We start from the raw sequence: 17,718 nt of genomic DNA on the forward strand, positions 1-17,718 counted from the left end.
ATCTTTCTGGACCGGTTTCCACACCCCTCGGGGTGATCCACAGTTGCGCCGGCGGCGTGGCGCTGGTCCGCACCCCCGCGGTGGGGTCGGTGGGTGCTCTCGCCGCCGCCTCCCCAGCCGTCCCGTCCCCTGGTCGTCAGCCGCGACGAGGACCTGCTCGACGAGGTCCTGCGGGTGCTCGCGGCAGCCGGGGCGGAGGCCGAGGTCGCGGTCGGCGGGCCGGCCCTGCGGCGGGCGCACCGCGAGGCGCCGCTGGTGCTGGTCGGTGCCGACGCCCTCGGCTCGGGCGGGCTCCGGTCGCTGCCGCGGCGGCCGGGCGTCGTGGTCGTGACGGCCGCCGAGCTGCCGGCCGCCGAGTGGGCGGCGGCGGTGGAGGTCGGTGCCGAGCGGGTCGCCGTCCTCCCGGCCGACGAGTCGTGGCTGCTGGCGCGCTCGGCGGCGGCGGTCCGGGCGCCGGTGGAGCAGGGGCCGCTGGTGGTCGTCGGCGGTGCATGCGGGGGCGCGGGGGCGAGCACGCTGGCCGGGGCGGTGGCCCTCTCCGCCGTCGACGGGGCGGTCCTGGTCGACGCCGACGTGTGGGGCGGGGGCCTGGACCTGCTCCTGGGGGCGGAGCTGGCCGAGGGGCTGCGCTGGCCGGACCTGGTCGGTCTCCGCGGCCGGGTGGCCGGGGACGCGCTGCTGGCCGCGCTGCCCGAGGTGGCGGGAGTGCACCTGCTCGCCGCCGACCGCGAGCGCCCGGCCTCCCCTCCGGCCGACGCCCTGACCGCGGTCGTGGACGCCGCGCGCTCCACCGGGCGGCCGGTGGTCGTGGACCTGGCACGTCCCGGTCCCGACGGTCCCGAGGAGGGTGCCCGGGCCGTCCTCGCCGACGCCGACCTCGCCCTGCTGGTCGTGCCGGCCCGGCTGCGTGCCGCGTCGGCGGCCCGGCTCCTGGTGCAGGCCGAGGGGTCGTCGTGGGCGGCGGCGCAGCTGGTCGTGCGGACGTTCCCCGGCGGTCTGGGCCCGGGCGACGTCGCGGAGGTCGTGGGCCGTCCCGTGCTGGGCGAGCTGCCGCCCGACCGGGACGTGCGGGCACGGGGAGAGCGGGGCCGGCCGCCCTGCGCGGGCACGCGGTCACCGCTGCGCGCCCTGGCCCGCCGGGTGCTCGAGGTGGCCGCCGGGTGAGCGCGCCGTCGCTGGTCGACCGGGTGCGCGCCCGGCTGGCGGTCGAGGACCGGGAGCCGTCCCGCGCGGGGGTCGCGGCGCTGGTCCGCGAGGAGGCCGGCGGCCTGCTCGGCGACGACGACGTCCTGGTGGCCGTGCGCGACGCCGTCGACGAGCTGGCCGGTGCCGGCCCGCTGGAGGCGCTGCTGCGGCTGCCCGACGTGACCGACGTGCTGGTCAACGGGCCGGACCAGGTGTGGCTGGACCGCGGCGCCGGGCTGGAGCGCGTCCCGGGGGTCCGGTTCGCCGACGACGACGCGGTGCGCCGACTCGCGGTCAGGCTCGCCGGCTCGGTGGGGCGCAGGCTCGACGACGCGGCACCGTGGGTCGACGTCGGGCTGCCCGGTGGCGTCCGCCTGCACGCGGTGCTGCCGCCGGTGAGCGGGGGCGGCACGTGCCTGTCGCTGCGGGTGCTCCGAGGCCGCTCCCGGTCGCTGGACGAGCTGGCGGCGCAGGGCACGCTCCCCGGCGGGAGCGGCGCGCTGCTGCGGGCCGTGGTCGACCGCCGGCTGGCCTTCCTGGTCACCGGCGGCACCGGGTCGGGCAAGACCACGCTGCTGTCGGCGCTGCTCGGCGAGGTCGGCGCGGGGGAGCGGCTGCTGCTCTGCGAGGACGCCGCCGAGCTCCGGCCGCGGCACCCGCACGTGGTCCGCCTGCTGACCCGGCCGGCCAACGTCGAGGGGGCCGGTGCGGTGGGCCTGCGGGACCTGGTGCGGCAGGCGCTGCGCATGCGGCCGGACCGGCTCGTGGTGGGGGAGGTGCGGGGTGCGGAGGTGGTCGACCTGCTGGCCGCGCTGAACACCGGCCACGACGGCGGGTGCGGCACGCTGCACGCCAACCGGTCGGCCGAGGTGCCGGCGCGGCTGGAGGCCCTGGGGGTCGCCGCCGGGCTCGGGCGGGCAGCGGTGCACAGCCAGGCCGCCGCGGCGCTGGACGTGGTGGTGCACCTCCGGCGCGGCCCCGCCGGCCGTCGGGTGGACGAGATCGGGGTCCTCGGTCGGCGGGGCGAGCTGGTGGTCGTGGAGCCGGGCTGGCGGGCCGACGGCGGACCTTGCCCGGCGGCCGGGGAGCTCCGCCGGCTGGCGGGCGTCCCGTGACGGCGGCGCTCCTGGCCGTCGCCGGGGCGCTGCTGCTCTGGCCGCACGGTCGCGTCGTCCTCCGGCACCGCCTGCGCCGCGTGGCGCCGGGCCCTGCCGGTCGCCGGGAGCTTCGTCCGCTGCCCCTGCCGGCGCTCGCCGCCGTGCTCGCCGGTGGTGCGGCCGCGGTGCTGAGCACGATCCTCGTCGCGGTGCTCGCGGCCGGCTGCGCGGCCGTGGCGGCGCGCGGGTGGCAGGCGCGACGGCGGGAGGCGGCCGGCACCGCCCGGCTCGGGACGCTGGGGGAGCTGCTCGCCGCGCTCGCCGCGGAGCTGCGGGCCGGCCGGTCGCTGGAGGAGGCGCTGCGGGGGGCCGTGGCCGACTGCCCGGACCGGGCCTGCGCCGACGCGCTGGTGCGCGCCGTCCGCGCCCCGGGCGCAGGGCCGCCTGGACGGGTCGCGGGGGCCGAGGGGGTCCCCGCGGCGCTGGACCGGCTGTCGGCGGCGGTGGTGCTGAGCGCCCGGACCGGCTGCTCGCTGTCCGCGGTCGTGTCCGCGGTGGAGGACGACCTGAGGGACCGGCAGCGGCGCCGGCGGGAGCTGCTCGTGGCCACCGCCGGGCCGCGGGCCAGCGCCCGGCTGCTCGCCGGGCTGCCGCTGCTCGGTCTGGCGATGGGCAGCGGGGTGGGCGCCGACCCCTGGCACGTGCTCACCCGCACCGGCACCGGGCAGGTCCTGCTGGTGGCCGGCGTGCTGCTGGAGGCGGCCGGGATCGCCTGGACCGGCCGCCTGGTGCGCAGGACCGGGCCGTGACCGGAGCGCTCCCGGTGCTGCTGCTCGCCGGAGCCGTGGCGCTCTGGGTCCCCGGCTCCCTGGTGGTCGGCGTGCGCGCCCGGGGTCTCGTCGCGCGGAGCGGCCCGCCGTCACGTGCCGCCGAGGAGGCCGGCCCGCGACGCCGGTGGCTGCTCGCCGGAGCCGCCGGGCTGGCCGCCTGGCTGCTGGTCGGCGGTGGGGCCGGTGCCTGCGCGGCGATCGTCGTCGCGGTGGCCGGGGAGCGACTGCTGCGCTCCGCCGCACCGGACGGCACCGCCGCCGACCGGGCGGCGACCCTCCGCGAGCTGCCCGCGGCCTGCGAGCTGCTCGCTGCGTGCCTGACCGCCGGCCTGCCCGTGGCCGGGGCGCTCTCGGCGGTGGCCGGCGCCGTGCCCGGTCCGCTGGGCCGCCGGCTGCAGGCGGTGGCGGCCTTGCAGCGCATGGGAGCCGAGCCGCGGCGGGCGTGGGCGGACCAGCCGGCCGAGCTCACCGGGCTGGCCCGGGTCCTGGTGCGGGCCGGCAGCTCCGGTGCGGCGGCGGTGCCGGCGCTGCGGGCGCTGGCCGAGGAGACGCGCGCGGCTGCCCGGACGGAGGCGCAGGCGGCGGTCCAGCGGGCCGGGGTCTGGGTGCTGGCACCGCTCGGGCTCTGCTTCCTGCCGGCCTTCGTCTGCCTCGGCGTCGTCCCGCTCGTCCTCGGCATCGCCGGTGACGTGCTCGGCTGAGCCGTCCACAGCCACCGTGCGCCTCCACAGATGTCGCCCGGGCCTGGGCCGGGGCGGGGCACCGGACCGAGGCTCGGTGCACCGCCCCGCCGGGGCCCCACCGAGGAGGACGCCATGACAGAAGGACCGCTCACCGTCGACGACGCCGCAGCCGCGCCCGCGCCCGCTCCGCTCGGCCGCTGGGCGCGGCTGCGGGCCGCGGGGGAGGCCGGGATGAGCACCGCCGAGTACGCCGTCGGCACCGTCGCCGCCTGCGCCTTCGCCGCGGTGCTCTACCGGGTCGTCTCCGGGGACTCCATCGTCAGCGGGCTCACCGACCTGGTGGACCGCGCGCTCGCCACGCTGTCCTGAGCCGTGGCTGGTCGGGGGCCGCGGCGCGGGGAGGCGGGCATGGTCACCGCGGAGACCGCGGTCGTCCTCCCCGTGCTGGTGCTGGTCCTCGCCGGGGCGGTCGCGGCCGTGACGGTCGTGGGAGCCCAGCTCCGGTGCGTGGACGCCGCCCGCGAGGCGGCCCGGGCGGCCGCGCGCGGGGACGAGGTCGCGACCGCGGTCGACCTGGCCGCCCGCGCAGCCCCGGACGGGGCCTGCACGCAGGTGCAGACCGACGACGGCGAGGTCCGGGTGACGGTGACGGCGGAGATCTCCCCGCTGGGCCCGCTGCCGTGGCGGGTCACCGTGACGGCCGACGCGGTCGCGCAGCGCGAGCCGGGTGCGGGGCCGGCCGGATGAGGGGCGAGCGGGGGGCGGCGACGGTGTGGGTGCTGGCCCTCTCGGCGGTGGTGGTCCTGGTCGGCGCCGCGGCGGTGCTCGCCGGGGTCGCGACGGTCGCTCGCCACCGGGCGGGGGCCGCCGCGGACCTGGCGGCCCTCGCCGGCGCCGGCCGTGCCGTCGTCGGGGACGCGGACCCCTGCGCGGCAGCCGGGCGCATCGCGGAGGACAACGGGGCGGCGCTCGCCGGCTGCCGGGTCGAGCCGGGGTCGGTGGTCGTCGTCGAGGTCCGGGTCACCGTCGGGCTCGGCCGGCTCGGTGTGCACGAGGCGCTGGGCCGCGCGCGTGCCGGACCGGTGCCGCCGTGAGCGCGTCAGAAGACGAGCTCGTCCTCGTCGGCGGTGCTCGCAGCCGGCCCGGGGACCTCGGGCTCCTCGGGCCCCTCGGAGTGGAGGTCCTCGTCGTCCACCTCGGCGACGACGTCCCCACCGGCCGCCTCCGCAGCCGCCAGCTCGTCCAGGACGACGTCGAGGACCCGCACCGCGCCGGCCTTGTCCAGCGGGTCGTTGCCGTTGCCGCACTTGGGCGACTGGACGCAGGAGGGGCAGCCGCTCTCGCACTCGCAGCTGGCCACCGTGGCCCGCGTCGCCTGCAGCCAGCGGCGGAGGGCGGCGTACCCCCGCTCGGAGAAGCCGGCACCGCCCGGGTGCCCGTCGTAGACGAAGATCGCCGCCGTCCCGGTGTCGGGGTGCAGCGCGGTCGAGAGCCCGCCCAGGTCCCACCGGTCGCAGGTGGCCAGCAGCGGCAGGATGCCGATCGCCGCGTGCTCGGCCGCGTGCAGCGAGCCGGGCAGCGCCGCGTCGTCGACGTCGGCCCGCTCCACGGCCCGGTGGTCCAGGGTCAGCCACACCGCCTTGGTGCGCAGCTGGCGCGGGGGCAGGTCCAGCGGGAACTCGGCCAGCACCTCGCCGGTGCCCATCCGCCGCCGCTGGTAGGCCACCACCTGGTTGGTCACGTCGACCACGCCGGTGTGCGCCGTGACCGCGCCGAGCGACCGCGTCTGCTCGACCGACACGATGGCCAGGTCGGTGACGTCGCGCGCCACCGTCGTCCAGTCCGGGCTCTCCGGGTGCACGACGGCGCAGGCGTCCTCGACGTCGAACTCGTCGACGACGAAGGTGTCGCCCCGGTGCACGTAGAGGGCGCCCTCGTGCACGGTCGAGTGCGCGGCTCCGCCGTCGACGGTGCCGAGCAGCCGGCCGGTGGCCGCCTCGATGATCGCCACCGGCTCGTCGCCGCTGCCGCGGATGTCGACGTCGGGGCGGCCGCGCCCGGTCCAGTACCAGCCGGTCGGCCGCCGGCGCAGCTGCCCGGCGGCCACCAGCTCCTCGACCTGCGCCTCGGCCACCGCACCGCCGAAGTCGGCCAGGTCCTCCGGCCGCAGCGGCAGCTCCGACGCCGCGCAGCACAGCTGCGGCCCCAGCACGTAGGGGTTGGCCGGGTCGGTGACGGTGGCCTCGACCGGCCGGCCGAACACCGCCCGCGGGTGGTGGGCCAGGTAGTGGTCCAGCGGGTCGTCGCGGGCGACGAAGACGACCAGCGACTCCCGCTGCGCCCGCCCGGCCCGGCCGGCCTGCTGCCACAGCGAGGCCAGCGTGCCCGGGTAGCCGGCCAGCACGACCGCGTCCAGCCCGGCGATGTCGATCCCCAGCTCGAGGGCGTTGGTGGTGGCCACGCCCAGCAGGTCACCGGAGGACAGCGCGCGCTCCAGCTCGCGGCGCTCCTCGGGCAGGTAGCCGCCCCGGTAGGAGTCCACCCGGCGGGCCAGGTCGCCGCGGCCGCGGTCGGCCAGCAGCCGGCGCGCCTGGTCGGCGACGGACTCCGCGCTGCGGCGGGAGCGCACGAACGCCAGCGTCCGCGCGCCCCGCTCGACGAGGTCGGCCAGCAGGCCGGCGGCGTCGGCGGCGGCCGACCGGCGCAGCGGCGCCCCGTGCTCACCGGTCCGCTCGGTCAGCGGCGGCTCCCACAGCGCGAAGGTGGCGCCGGGGCGCGGCGAGCCGTCCTTGGTGACGGCGACGACGTCCTCGCCGACCAGCCGGGTGGCGGCGGCGGCCGGGTCGGCGACGGTGGCCGAGGCGAGGATGAACACCGGCTCGGCGCCGTAGCGCCGGCAGATCCGCCGCAGCCGGCGCAGCACGTGTCCCACGTGCGAGCCGAACACCCCGCGGTATGCGTGGCACTCGTCGATGACCACGTAGGCCACCCGGCGCAGCGTGCTCGACCAGCGCTGGTGGGCCGGCAGGATCCCGCGGTGCAGCATGTCGGGGTTGGTGACGATCCAGCGCGAGTGCCGCCGCACCCAGTCCCGCTCCTCGGCCGGGGTGTCGCCGTCGTACGGCGCGGGCCGCACCGAGGGGTCGGCCAGCTCGGCCACCGACGCCAGCTGGTCGCGGGCCAGCGCCTTGGTCGGGGCCAGGTAGAGCACGCAGGCGCGGGGGTCCTCGGCCAGCCTGGTCAGCGCCGGGAGCTGGTAGGCCAGCGACTTCCCCGACGCGGTGCCGGTGGCGACGACGACGTGCCGCCCCTCGCGCGCGGCCTGCGCCGCGGCGACCTGGTGCTGGTAGGGAGCGCGTACGCCGCGGGCGACGAGCCGCTCGCGCAGGCCCGGCTCGACCCACTCCGGCCAGCCGGTGGTCCGGCTCTCGCGCACCGGCAGGTGGTGCACGTGGGTGACCGGCTGCTCGTCCTCCGCCGTCCCGGCGAGCAGTGCCTCCAGCAGCTCCCCGCCGGGCGGGACCGCGCCGCCCTCGGACCGGTCGTCCGTGCCGGGAGGGGGAGCCGACCGGACCGGGTGGAGCGTGGTCACCGCTCCACTGTCACACCCCTGCGCAAGGCGGCCGGTCGGGAGGGCACGAGACGGCCCCCGTGAGTGTGATTTGGCTTACACTTCGCGCCGTCCTGGAGCCGGTCGAGCGGTGACCGGGGACAGGACGCCGACCTCCGCCGGACCGGGGAGCACGGCGCCTCCCGGGCGGCCGCCCACGCCTGGAGGACCCATGCCCGACAGCTCCCTGTCCGGCGGGGAGACGGCGCTGGTCGCCGTCATCCTCGTCGTCTCGCTCGCGGCGCTCGTCTTCGCCGCCTACCTGGTCCGGGCCGTCACGGCCGCGGGCCAGGGCACGGAGAAGATGCAGGAGATCGCCCGGGCGGTGCAGGAGGGGGCTGCGGCCTTCCTGCGGCGGCAGTTCCGGACGCTGGCGCTGTTCGCCGTCATCGTCTTCGTGCTGCTGCTGGTCCTGCCCGTCGCCGAGGGCGGCTGGGGCACGCGGGTGGGCCGGGCGGTGTTCTTCCTCGTCGGCGCCACCTTCTCCGCGCTGGTCGGCTTCATCGGGATGACCCTGGCCACCCGGGGGAACGTGCGGGTGGCCGCGGCGGCCCGGGACGGCGGCTACCGCCCGGCGTTCGGCATCGCCTACCGGACCGGCGGCGTCGTCGGGATGATCACCGTCGGGCTCGGCCTGTTCGGGGCGGCGCTGGCCCTGCTGCTGTTCGACGAGACGGCACCGGTCGTGCTCGAGGGCTTCGGCTTCGGCGGCGCCCTGCTGGCGATGTTCATGCGCGTCGGCGGCGGCATCTTCACCAAGGCGGCCGACGTGGGCGCCGACCTGGTGGGCAAGGTCGAGGCCGGCATCCCCGAGGACGACCCGCGCAACGCCGCGACCATCGCCGACAACGTGGGCGACAACGTCGGTGACTGCGCCGGCATGGCCGCAGACCTCTTCGAGTCCTACGCCGTCACGCTGGTCGCCGCGCTCATCCTGGGGCAGGTCTTCTTCGGCCCCGTCGGGATGGTCTTCCCGCTGGTGGTGGCCGCCATCGGCGTGATCGCCTCGATCGCCGGCATCCTCGCGACGCGGCCGGCCGCGAACGACAGCAGCGGCCTGGCCCCCATCAACCGCGGCTTCTTCGTCTCCGCCGTCGTCTCGCTGCTGCTGGTCGCCGTCGCCTCCTTCACCGTGCTGCCCGGCGTCGGGGACGACGTCGACGACCTGCCGGTCAGCCCGCAGGTGCTCGGCCTGGTCTCCGTGCTGGTGGGCGTCGTGCTCGCCGCGGCGATCCAGCAGCTCACCGGGTACTTCACCGAGACCAGCCGCAAGCCGGTCCGCGACGTCGGCCGCAGCTCGCTGACCGGACCGGCGACGGTGATCCTCTCCGGCATCTCCCTCGGGCTGGAGTCGGCGGTCTACGCCGCGCTGCTCATCGGTGGCGCGGTCTACGGGGCGTTCCTCATCGGTGGCGGCGCCGCCCTGTACGCCGTCGCGCTGGCCGGCTGCGGGCTGCTCACCACCGCCGGCGTGATCGTCTCGATGGACACCTTCGGGCCGGTCAGCGACAACGCCCAGGGCATCGCGGAGATGTCCGGTGACATCGACGGCGAGGGCGCTCGGGTGCTCACCGACCTCGACGCCGTCGGCAACACCACCAAGGCGATCACCAAGGGCATCGCGATCGCCACCGCCGTCCTCGCCGCCACCGCGCTCTTCGGCTCCTACAACGCGCAGGTCGGCGTCGCGCTGGAGGAGGCGGGCAGCTCGCTGGGCGACGCCTTCAGCCTGGTCAACCCGAACAACGTCGTGGGGGCGGTGCTCGGCGCCGCGGTCGTCTTCCTCTTCTCCGGTCTGGCCATCAGCGCCGTCTCCCGCGCGGCCGGCCGGGTCGTGTTCGAGGTGCGGGAGCAGTTCCGCACCCACCCCGGGATCATGACGTTCACCGAGCGGCCGGACTACGGCGCCGTCGTCGACATCTGCACCAAGGACTCGCTGCGCGAGCTGGCGACCCCGGGCCTGCTGGCGGTGCTCGCGCCCGTGGCCGTGGGCTTCGGCCTCGGCATCGGCCCGCTGGCCGCCTACCTGGTCGGCGCGATCGCCGCCGGCACGCTCATGGCGGTCTTCCTCGCCAACTCCGGCGGCGCCTGGGACAACGCCAAGAAGATGGTGGAGGACGGCGAGCACGGCGGGAAGGGCAGCGAGGCGCACGCGGCGACCGTCATCGGCGACACGGTCGGCGACCCGTTCAAGGACACCGCCGGCCCGGCGATCAACCCGCTGATCAAGGTCATGAACCTGGTCGCGCTGCTGATCGCGCCGGCCGTCGTCGCGCTGTCGGTGGGGGAGGACGCCAACACCGGCGTCCGGGTGGGCCTCGCGCTCGCGGCGCTGGCGGTCATCGTCGCGGCGGTCGTCGTCTCCAAGCGCCGGTCCGTCGTCGCCGGCGAGGTGGCCGCGACGCCGCAGGTGGCGGCCGGGGTGGGCGCGGACTGACCCCTTCGCGGGACCCGCTCTTCCCGCTCCGGGAACACCGGCGCAGCATCCTCGTTGGTCGGGGTGACGGCACGCCCACGGAGGGTCGCGGACGGCGCCCCGGTGCAGGGGTGGCTTACCGTGGCCCGCCGAGGGGCGTTCCGCGGTGGCGCCCGACCGGTCCCGGAGCCCCGGGACCGACGCGCCCGGTCCGCCTGGCCCGGGTGGCAGCGCCGCACCCGCACCACCTCAGCACCACCGACAGGAGTCCCGTGCCCACGAAGACCGCGCAGACCGAGAGCGACCCCACGACCGACGGCGCGAAGAAGACGCCCGCCCGCCGTGGCTCGGCCGCGTCCGGGGGCAGGCCGCTGGTCATCGTCGAGTCCCCGACCAAGGCGAACAAGATCGCCGGGTACCTGGGCAGCGGCTACGTGGTCGAGGCCAGCGTCGGGCACATCCGCGACCTGCCGCGCAACGCCGCCGACGTCCCGGCCGAGCACAAGGGCGCCGCGTGGGCCCGCCTCGGGGTCGACGTCGACAACTCCTTCGAGCCGCTCTACGTGGTCAGCCCCGACCGCAAGCAGCAGGTGACCCGCCTCAAGCAGCTGGTGAAGAACGCCAGCGAGATCTACCTCGCCACAGATGAGGACCGCGAGGGCGAGGCCATCGCCTGGCACCTGATCGACACCCTGAAGCCGCGGGTCCCGGTCCGCCGCATGGTGTTCCACGAGATCACCCCCGAGGCGATCGCCCGTGCCGTCGCCAACCCGCGCGAGCTCGACACCCACCTGGTCGACGCGCAGGAGACCCGTCGCATCCTCGACCGGCTCTACGGCTACGAGGTCAGCCCGGTCCTGTGGAAGAAGGTCCTGCCGAAGCTCTCGGCCGGCCGCGTCCAGTCCGTGGCGACCCGCATCGTGGTCGAGCGCGAGCGGGAGCGGATGAACTTCCACTCCGCCGACTACTGGTCGCTGGAGGGCACGTTCGCCGTCCCCGGCGGTGTCTCCGGGGCTGCGGCCGGCGCCGACGCGGGCGAGCCGACCACGGTCCGCGCCAAGCTGGTCAGCGTCGACGACAGCCGCGTCGCCACCGGCAAGGACTTCGACCCCTCGACCGGCCGCGTCACCGGTGACGTCGTCCACCTCGACGAGGCCGGCGCCCGCGGCCTGGCCGCCCGGCTCGAGGGCCGCCAGGTCACCGTCAGCCGGGTCGACGAGAAGCCCTACCGGCGCCGCCCGTACGCCCCGTTCACCACCTCCACGCTGCAGATGGAGGCCGGCCGCAAGCTCGGCTGGTCCTCGGCGCAGACCATGCGGGTGGCCCAGCGGCTGTACGAGAACGGCCACATCACCTACATGCGCACCGACTCGACGAACCTGTCGCAGGAGGCGATCAACGCCGCCCGCCAGCAGGCCCGCGAGCTGTACGGCGACGCCTACGTCCCGGCCGAGGCCCGCCGGTACGCGAAGAAGTCCAAGGGCGCGCAGGAGGCCCACGAGGCCATCCGCCCCGCCGGTGACAGCTTCCGCACCCCCGGCCAGCTCGCGGCGCAGCTCGCCCGCGACGAGTTCCGGCTCTACGAGCTGATCTGGCAGCGGACCGTCGCCTCGCAGATGGCCGACGCCGTCGGCCAGACGGTCAGCGTCCGGCTCGCCGGCCGCAGCACCACCGACGAGGCGGTCGAGTTCACCGCGTCGGGGCGCACCATCACCTTCCCGGGCTTCCTGCGGGCCTACGTCGAGTCCCGCGACGAGGGCGCGCAGAAGGACGGCGACGACGACCACGGCAGCGACGACGCCGAGCGCCGGCTGCCCCGCCTCGAGCGCGGCCAGCAGCTGGACACCCAGGCGCTGGACGCCAAGGGGCACACCACCCAGCCGCCGTCGCGCTACACCGAGCCCAGCCTGGTGGCGCGGCTGGAGGAGCTGGGCATCGGCCGCCCGTCGACCTTCGCCTCGATCATGCAGACGATCCAGGACCGCGGGTACGTGTGGAAGAAGGGCAACGCGCTGGTGCCCTCCTTCATCGCGTTCGCCGTGACCAACCTGCTCGAGCAGCACTTCGCCCAGCTGGTGGACTACGACTTCACCGCGTCGCTGGAGGCCGAGCTCGACGAGATCGCCGGCGGCACGCTCGGCCGGGTCGACTGGCTCACCGAGTTCTACTTCGGCGGCGAGGGCCGGCACGCCGGCGCCATCGCGGAGTCCGGCGGCCTCAAGCAGGTCATCGGCCAGCGGCTGGAGGAGATCGACGCCCGCGGCGTGAACTCCATCCCGCTGCGCGCCACCAGCCCGGACGGCGAGCCCGTCGTCGCCCGGGTCGGCCGCTACGGCCCCTACCTGCAGGCGGGCGAGGACGGCGCGCGGGTCAGCATCCCCGAGGACCTCGCGCCCGACGAGCTCACCGAGGAGAAGGTGCGCGAGCTGCTGGTGGCGCCGTCGGGCGACCGCCAGCTCGGCACCGACCCCGAGTCCGGCCACCCGGTCGTGGTCAAGGCCGGCCGCTACGGCCCGTACGTGACCACGGTCGTGCCCGAGGGCAGCAAGGACTCCCCGCGCACGGCGAGCCTGTTCTCCTCGATGAAGCCCGAGACGGTCACCTTCGAGGACGCGCTGAAGCTGCTCACGCTGCCCCGCACGGTGGGTGCCGCGCCGGACGGCGAGGAGATCCAGGCGCTGAACGGCCGCTACGGGCCCTACATCAAGAAGGGCACCGACTCGCGCTCCCTGGAGAGCGAGGACCGGCTGTTCACCGTCACCCTCGACGAGGCGCTGGCGATCTTCGCCCAGCCCAAGCAGCGCGGGCGGGCCGCGGCGAAGGCCCCGCTCAAGGAGCTGGGCCCGGACCCGGTCACCCAGGGCGTGGTCACCGTGCGCGAGGGCCGCTTCGGCCCCTACGTGACCGACGGCGAGACCAACGCCAGCCTGCGCAAGGGCGACGACGTCGAGACGATCACCATCGAGCGGGCCGCCGAGCTGCTGGCCGACCGCCGTGCCGCCGGACCGTCGAAGAAGAAGGCCGCCAAGAAGACCACGGCCAAGAAGACCACGGCCAAGAAGACCGCCGCCAAGAAGACGACGGCGAAGAAGGCCACCGCCAAGAAGACGACCGCGAAGGCGTCGGCGGACCCGGTCTCCGCCGGCTGACGCGGGACCCCGCCCTCCGGGGCGGGGGCTCAGGCCGGCCGGGTGCCGACGGCGAACACCCGTCGGAACGGCAGGAGCGTCGTGCCGTCCGGGCGCACCGGGTAGGCCGCTCGCAGCGCCTCGGCGTAGGCCTCGGTGAGGCGGGCCGCGTCCTCCTCGTCCAGCCGGGCGAGGACCGGGCGCAGCACCGTGGAGCGCACCCAGGCCAGCACCGGGTCGGCGCCGGTGAGCACGTGCAGGTAGGTCGTCTCCCAGACGTCGGGCACCAGCCCGGCGCCGGCGAGCACCTCCGCGTACCCCGCCGGTGCCAGCACGGTGTCCGGGCGCGGCGCGACGTCGTCGAGCCGGCCGCCCCACCCGGGGGCGCGGCACAGCTCGGCCAGGAGCGCGTGCGTGGGGCTGCCGAAGTTGCCCGGCACCTGCACCGCCAGCCACCCGCCGGGCGGCAGGGCGCGGGCCCACCGCGCCATCAGCTCCGGGTGGCCCGGCACCCAGTGCAGGACCGCGTTGCTGACGACGACGTCGACCGGCTCGCGCGGTGCCCAGTCCGCCACGTCGCCGGCCTCGAACGCCACCCGCCCGGGGACGGCCGACGCGGCCGCCGCGGCGAGCATCTCGGGGGAGGAGTCGATGCCCGTGACCTGCGCGCCGGGCCAACGCTGCGCGAGGGAGGCGGTCAGCGAGCCCTCGCCGCAGCCGAGGTCGACGACGGTGCGCGGGGCCTCGGCGCCCACCCGGGCCACCAGCTCCACGAACGGGCGTGCCCGCTCGCCGGCGAACCGGAGGTAGCTGCCGGGGTGCCACGCGCCTGCCGTCGCCGTCACGTGACCGACCCTAGGCGGAGGGTGAATCCCGGGTGACGCTTTCTCGCTCCCGGGTGCCGAGAGGCCGAAATCGTCGCGGCAGCCCGGTACCGTTGCCCCGCCGGGGCCTGCTCCGTCCCGGTGACCACCGACCTTGGGAGCTCGTGATTCCGGCCGACCCGACGCCACCGGTACCCCCGACCGACGGGTCGGCGGGTGCCGGCCCCGTGGGCGGGTCCGCGCCCGGCGACGGGCTGCCGCCCGCCGGGACGCCGGTGCCGCCGGACGCCGCCGCGCCGCTGAGCGAGCTGGTCGAGGACTCCGCGGAGCACCCCGACGGCGCCGGTGCGGTGGGCCTGGTCGCCAAGATCCGCGCCGTGCTGCGGGTGCGCGACTTCCGCAAGCTGTGGATGTCCTCGGCGCTGTCGAGCTTCGGCGACTGGCTGGGCCTGCTGGCGATCACCGCGACCGCCACCGCGCTGGTCGACGGGTACGCCGCGAACTTCGCCCTCGGTGGCGTGCTGGCCTTCCGGCTGCTCCCCGCGATCGTGCTGGGCCCGCTGGCCGGTGCGTTCGCCGACCGCTTCGACCGGCGCAAGACCATGGTCGTGTCCGACATCCTGCGGTTCGGCCTGTTCGCCTCGATCCCGATCGTCGGCGACCTGCTCTGGCTGTTCATCGCCCAGTTCCTCATCGAGGCGATCAGCCTGTTCTGGATCCCGGCCAAGGACGCCGCGGTGCCGAACATGCTGCGCAAGGACCAGCTGGAACCGGCCAACCAGCTCTCGCTGGTCACCACCTACGGCTTCACGCCGGTGCTCGCCGCCGTCGTCTTCGCGGTGCTCAACACCCTGGGCGGGCGCAGCGGCGAGGTGTTCCCGGGCGTCGGCGAGGAGGACCTGGCCCTCTACGCCAACGCGCTCACCTTCCTGGTCGCCGCGGTCGTGATCTGGAACCTGCCCTCGATCAGCGGTCGCCGGGCCGCCGGCACGGTCGCCCAGCAGGAGAGCTTCCTGAAGTCGCTGACCAGCGGCTTCTCCTTCGCCGGGCACACGCCGCTGGTCCGCGGGCTGGTCGTCGGGATCACCGGCGCCTTCGTCGCCGCCGGGGTGGTCATCGCCACCGCGCAGGCGTTCGCGAAGTCGGTGGGCGGCGGTGCGGCTGCCTACGGCCTGCTCTTCGGCGCCGTCTTCATCGGCCTCGGCATCGGCATCGCCCTGGGGCCGAGCGTGGCGCGGGACCTCTCCCGCGAGCGGCTCTTCGGCATCGCCATCGTCGGCGCCGGCGCCGCGCTGGTGCTGCTGGCCTGGACGTTCACCCTGTGGCTGGCGCTGCTCATCGTCGTCGCCATGGGGTTCTTCGCCGGTATCGCCTACCTGGCCGGGTTCACCCTGCTGGGCACGGAGATCGACGACGCGATACGGGGGCGCACCTTCGCCCTCGTGCAGTCCCTGGTGCGCGCGGCCCTGATCGTCTCGCTGGCCGTCGTGCCCTTCGGGGTGGGCCTGCTGCGCCGGCACACGATCGACCTCGGTGCCGTCGCGCTCACCGTCACCGGCGAGCGGCTGATGCTGTTCGCCGCCGGGCTGCTGGCCGCGGGCGTCGGGGTGCTGGCCTACCGCCAGATGGACGACGGCCGGCCGGTGCCGCTGCTGGCCGACGTCGTCACCGCCCTGCGCCGCGACACCACCGCACGCCGGCGGCTGGCCGGTGGTGGCGTGCTCATCGCGTTCGAGGGCGGCGAGGGCGCCGGGAAGTCCACCCAGGTGCGGCGGCTGCAGGAGTGGCTGACCGACGAGGGGCTGGTCGCGCGGGGGACGTTCGAGCCGGGCGCCACCCCGCCAGGTGCCGGCATCCGCTCGATCGTGCTCGACCGCGCTCAGACGAGCATCGCCCCGCGGGCCGAGGCGATGCTCTACGCCGCCGACCGCGCCCAGCACGTGCACCAGGTGCTGCGCCCCGCGCTGGACGCGGGGGAGGTCGTGATCACCGACCGGTTCGTGGACAGCTCGCTGGCCTACCAGGGCGCGGGCCGCACCATCCCGCTCGACGACGTCCGCATGCTCTCCCGCTGGGCCACCGAGGGCCTGCAGCCGGACCTGACGATCCTGCTCGACCTGCCGCCCGAGGTGGGCCTGGCGCGCGCCCGCGGCCGGGCGGCCGCCGACCGGCTGGAGTCGGAGTCGCTGGACTTCCACCAGCGGGTCCGGCAGACCTTCCGGACGCTGGCCGAGGCCGCGCCCGACCGGTACCTGGTGATCGACGCTCGGCTCAGCCCGGACGAGATCGCCGCCGCCATCCGGACCCGGGTCGCCGAGCTGCTGTCCGGGCTGCCGCTGCAGACGCTGAACCAGCCGGCCGGCACCGCGGCGGGCGGGGCGCGGCCCGACGGCGAGCTCGCGTCCGCGACCCGGCACCCCCACGCACAGACCGGCTCGACCCCCCAGCTCCACCCGTGACGGCCCCCGTCGCGGCGCCCGCGGACGGGGTGTGGGCGCAGGTCATCGGTCAGCCGGCCGTCGTCGAGGAGCTGCGCGCCGCGGTCGCCGACCCCGCGGCGATGACGCACTCCTGGCTCTTCACCGGGCCGCCCGGGTCCGGCCGCTCGGTGGCGGCCCGGGCGTTCGCCGCGGCCCTGCAGTGCCCGGACGGCGGCGACGGCACCTGCCACGAGTGCCGCACCGTGCTGGCCGGGACGCACGCCGACGTGCACGTGATCGTCCCGGACGGCCTGTCGATCGGCGCCGCCGAAGCCCGCGGGCTCATCCGGGTGGCCGGCCGGGCGCCGTCGGGCGGCCGCTGGCAGGTCGTCCTCGTCGAGGACGCCGACCGCATGACCGAGTCGGCCTCCAACGCCGTCCTGAAGATGATCGAGGAGCCGCCGCCGCGGACGGTGTTCCTCCTCTGCGCGCCGAGCCTGCACCCCGACGACGTGCCGGTGACCATCCGGTCGCGGTGCCGGGTCGTGGGCCTGCGGACGCCACGCGTCGACGACATCGCCGACGTGCTGGTCCGGCGGGACGGCGTGGACCCGGCGCTGGCCGCCTGGTCCGCCGCCGCCTCGGGCGGGCACGTGGGCCGGGCGCGGCGGCTGGCGCGCGACGAGGACGCCCGCATGGCCCGAAAGGCCGTGCTGGACGTCCCGCTGCGCCTGGTGTCGCTGGCCGCCTGCCTGGACGCCGCGGACGACCTCGTCGGCGCCGCCCAGGAGGAGACCGACGCCGCGACCGGCGCCCTCGACAGCGCCGAGACCGAGGCGCTGAAGAACAGCCTGGGCGTGGGCGCCCGCGGCCCAGGGGTCGCGGCCTCCCGCGGCGGCGCGGGCCAGATCAAGGAGCTGGAGAAGCGGCAGAAGTCGCGGGCCACCCGCATCGGCCGTGACTCGCTGGACCGGGCGCTGGTCGACCTGGCCGGGCTCTACCGCGACGCGCTCGTGCTGCACGCGACCGGCGACGCCGGCCTCCAGCTCAACCACCCGGACCGGCGGTCCGACGCCGAGGAGCTGGCCCGCCGGGTCGGCGCCGAGGGCGCGCTGCGGCGCATCGACGCGATCCTGGACTGCCGCCGTGCGCTCGAGCAGAACGTGAAGCCGCAGGTGGCGCTGGAGGCGCTCACCGTGGCGCTCCGGCTGCCCGCCTGACACCGGCTGCCCCTGCGCAGGAGCCGCGGAGCGGTGTCGTAGGCTGTGCGGGCAGTTCGCCGCCTTAGCTCAGTCGGTAGAGCATCTCACTCGTAATGAGAAGGTCGTCGGTTCGATTCCGACAGGCGGCTCTCCCAGACGCCGGGCCCGTCCACACGGACGGGCCCGCTGTCGTCTCCGGGTCCCCGCGCGTCCAGCCCGGATGCGGATGCGGGCAGGAATGCGCTGCCGGGTTGCCGCGCTCGTGCGCACCCGGGCGTCATCGGGGGCCGGTGCGACCCGTTCGCGGGAACGGCTGACGGCGG

At 76.5% G+C, this 17,718-nt stretch carries 13 protein-coding genes and 1 tRNA gene; 12 read left to right on the forward strand and 2 right to left on the reverse strand.

Features of this window, described 5'->3' with window-relative positions:
• Positions 1-93 precede the first annotated feature (93 nt).
• The 7 genes from ssd to E4P43_RS13600 all read left to right on the forward strand — a co-directional run bounded on the left by ssd (position 94) and on the right by E4P43_RS13600 (position 4,889).
• A complete protein-coding gene (gene ssd, locus E4P43_RS13570; RefSeq protein ID WP_135145989.1) occupies positions 94-1,164 on the forward strand; it encodes a septum site-determining protein Ssd in 1,071 nt (356 codons plus the stop codon).
• On the forward strand, positions 1,161-2,300 hold the full coding sequence (locus tag E4P43_RS13575; protein WP_135145990.1) for a TadA family conjugal transfer-associated ATPase: 1,140 nt from the start codon (positions 1,161-1,163) through the stop codon (positions 2,298-2,300). Before ssd ends, E4P43_RS13575 begins: the two co-directional genes overlap by 4 nt.
• Entirely contained in the window at positions 2,297-3,091 is a 795-nt protein-coding gene (locus E4P43_RS13580; protein WP_135145991.1) for a type II secretion system F family protein, read from the forward strand. Before E4P43_RS13575 ends, E4P43_RS13580 begins: the two co-directional genes overlap by 4 nt.
• Positions 3,088-3,813 carry a type II secretion system F family protein gene (locus tag E4P43_RS13585; protein WP_135145992.1) on the forward strand — a complete coding sequence of 242 codons (726 nt, stop codon included), beginning with the start codon at positions 3,088-3,090 and terminating at the stop codon, positions 3,811-3,813. Before E4P43_RS13580 ends, E4P43_RS13585 begins: the two co-directional genes overlap by 4 nt.
• A 114-nt stretch (positions 3,814-3,927) precedes the next feature.
• The gene (locus tag E4P43_RS13590; RefSeq protein WP_135145993.1) at positions 3,928-4,164 is read left to right on the forward strand and encodes a DUF4244 domain-containing protein; all 237 of its coding nucleotides are present in this window, start codon (positions 3,928-3,930) and stop codon (positions 4,162-4,164) included.
• Positions 4,165-4,203: 39 nt separating this feature from the next.
• A complete protein-coding gene (locus E4P43_RS13595) occupies positions 4,204-4,542 on the forward strand; it encodes a TadE family type IV pilus minor pilin (protein WP_135145994.1) in 339 nt (112 codons plus the stop codon).
• The gene (locus E4P43_RS13600) at positions 4,539-4,889 is read left to right on the forward strand and encodes an Rv3654c family TadE-like protein (protein WP_135145995.1); all 351 of its coding nucleotides are present in this window, start codon (positions 4,539-4,541) and stop codon (positions 4,887-4,889) included. Before E4P43_RS13595 ends, E4P43_RS13600 begins: the two co-directional genes overlap by 4 nt.
• A 5-nt stretch (positions 4,890-4,894) precedes the next feature.
• Here the strand turns inward: E4P43_RS13600 and E4P43_RS13605 are convergent, their stop codons facing one another.
• On the reverse strand, positions 4,895-7,387 hold the full coding sequence (locus E4P43_RS13605) for a DEAD/DEAH box helicase (RefSeq protein ID WP_245159125.1): 2,493 nt from the start codon (positions 7,385-7,387) through the stop codon (positions 4,895-4,897).
• A gap of 190 nt (positions 7,388-7,577) precedes the next feature.
• Here E4P43_RS13605 and E4P43_RS13610 point away from each other — a divergent pair, with 190 nt between their 5' ends.
• Complete coding sequence (locus E4P43_RS13610; protein WP_135145996.1) at positions 7,578-9,842, forward strand: sodium-translocating pyrophosphatase; 2,265 nt, start codon at positions 7,578-7,580, stop codon at positions 9,840-9,842.
• A 251-nt stretch (positions 9,843-10,093) separates the two neighbouring features.
• Positions 10,094-12,970, forward strand: a complete 2,877-nt coding sequence (topA, locus tag E4P43_RS13615) for a type I DNA topoisomerase (RefSeq protein ID WP_135145997.1) — start codon at positions 10,094-10,096, stop codon at positions 12,968-12,970.
• A gap of 29 nt (positions 12,971-12,999) precedes the next feature.
• On the opposite strand, the gene E4P43_RS13620 is transcribed toward topA, so the two are convergent.
• On the reverse strand, positions 13,000-13,794 hold the full coding sequence (locus E4P43_RS13620; RefSeq protein WP_135145998.1) for a trans-aconitate 2-methyltransferase: 795 nt from the start codon (positions 13,792-13,794) through the stop codon (positions 13,000-13,002).
• 206 nt (positions 13,795-14,000) lie between these two features.
• Between E4P43_RS13620 and tmk the strand changes: the two genes are divergently transcribed.
• From tmk to E4P43_RS13635, 3 genes are all read left to right on the forward strand, one after another.
• On the forward strand, positions 14,001-16,232 hold the full coding sequence (tmk, locus tag E4P43_RS13625; RefSeq protein ID WP_135145999.1) for a dTMP kinase: 2,232 nt from the start codon (positions 14,001-14,003) through the stop codon (positions 16,230-16,232).
• Positions 16,229-17,413: a DNA polymerase III subunit delta' gene (locus E4P43_RS13630; protein WP_135146000.1), complete on the forward strand. Its 1,185-nt coding sequence runs from the start codon at positions 16,229-16,231 to the stop codon at positions 17,411-17,413. The genes tmk and E4P43_RS13630 overlap by 4 nt, the downstream gene beginning before the upstream one ends.
• A 58-nt stretch (positions 17,414-17,471) precedes the next feature.
• A tRNA-Thr gene (locus tag E4P43_RS13635) sits at positions 17,472-17,544 on the forward strand.
• Positions 17,545-17,718 lie beyond the last annotated feature (174 nt).

Source organism: Blastococcus sp. TF02A-35, from assembly GCF_004571075.1.
Classification (GTDB): Bacteria; Actinomycetota; Actinomycetes; order Mycobacteriales; family Geodermatophilaceae; genus Blastococcus.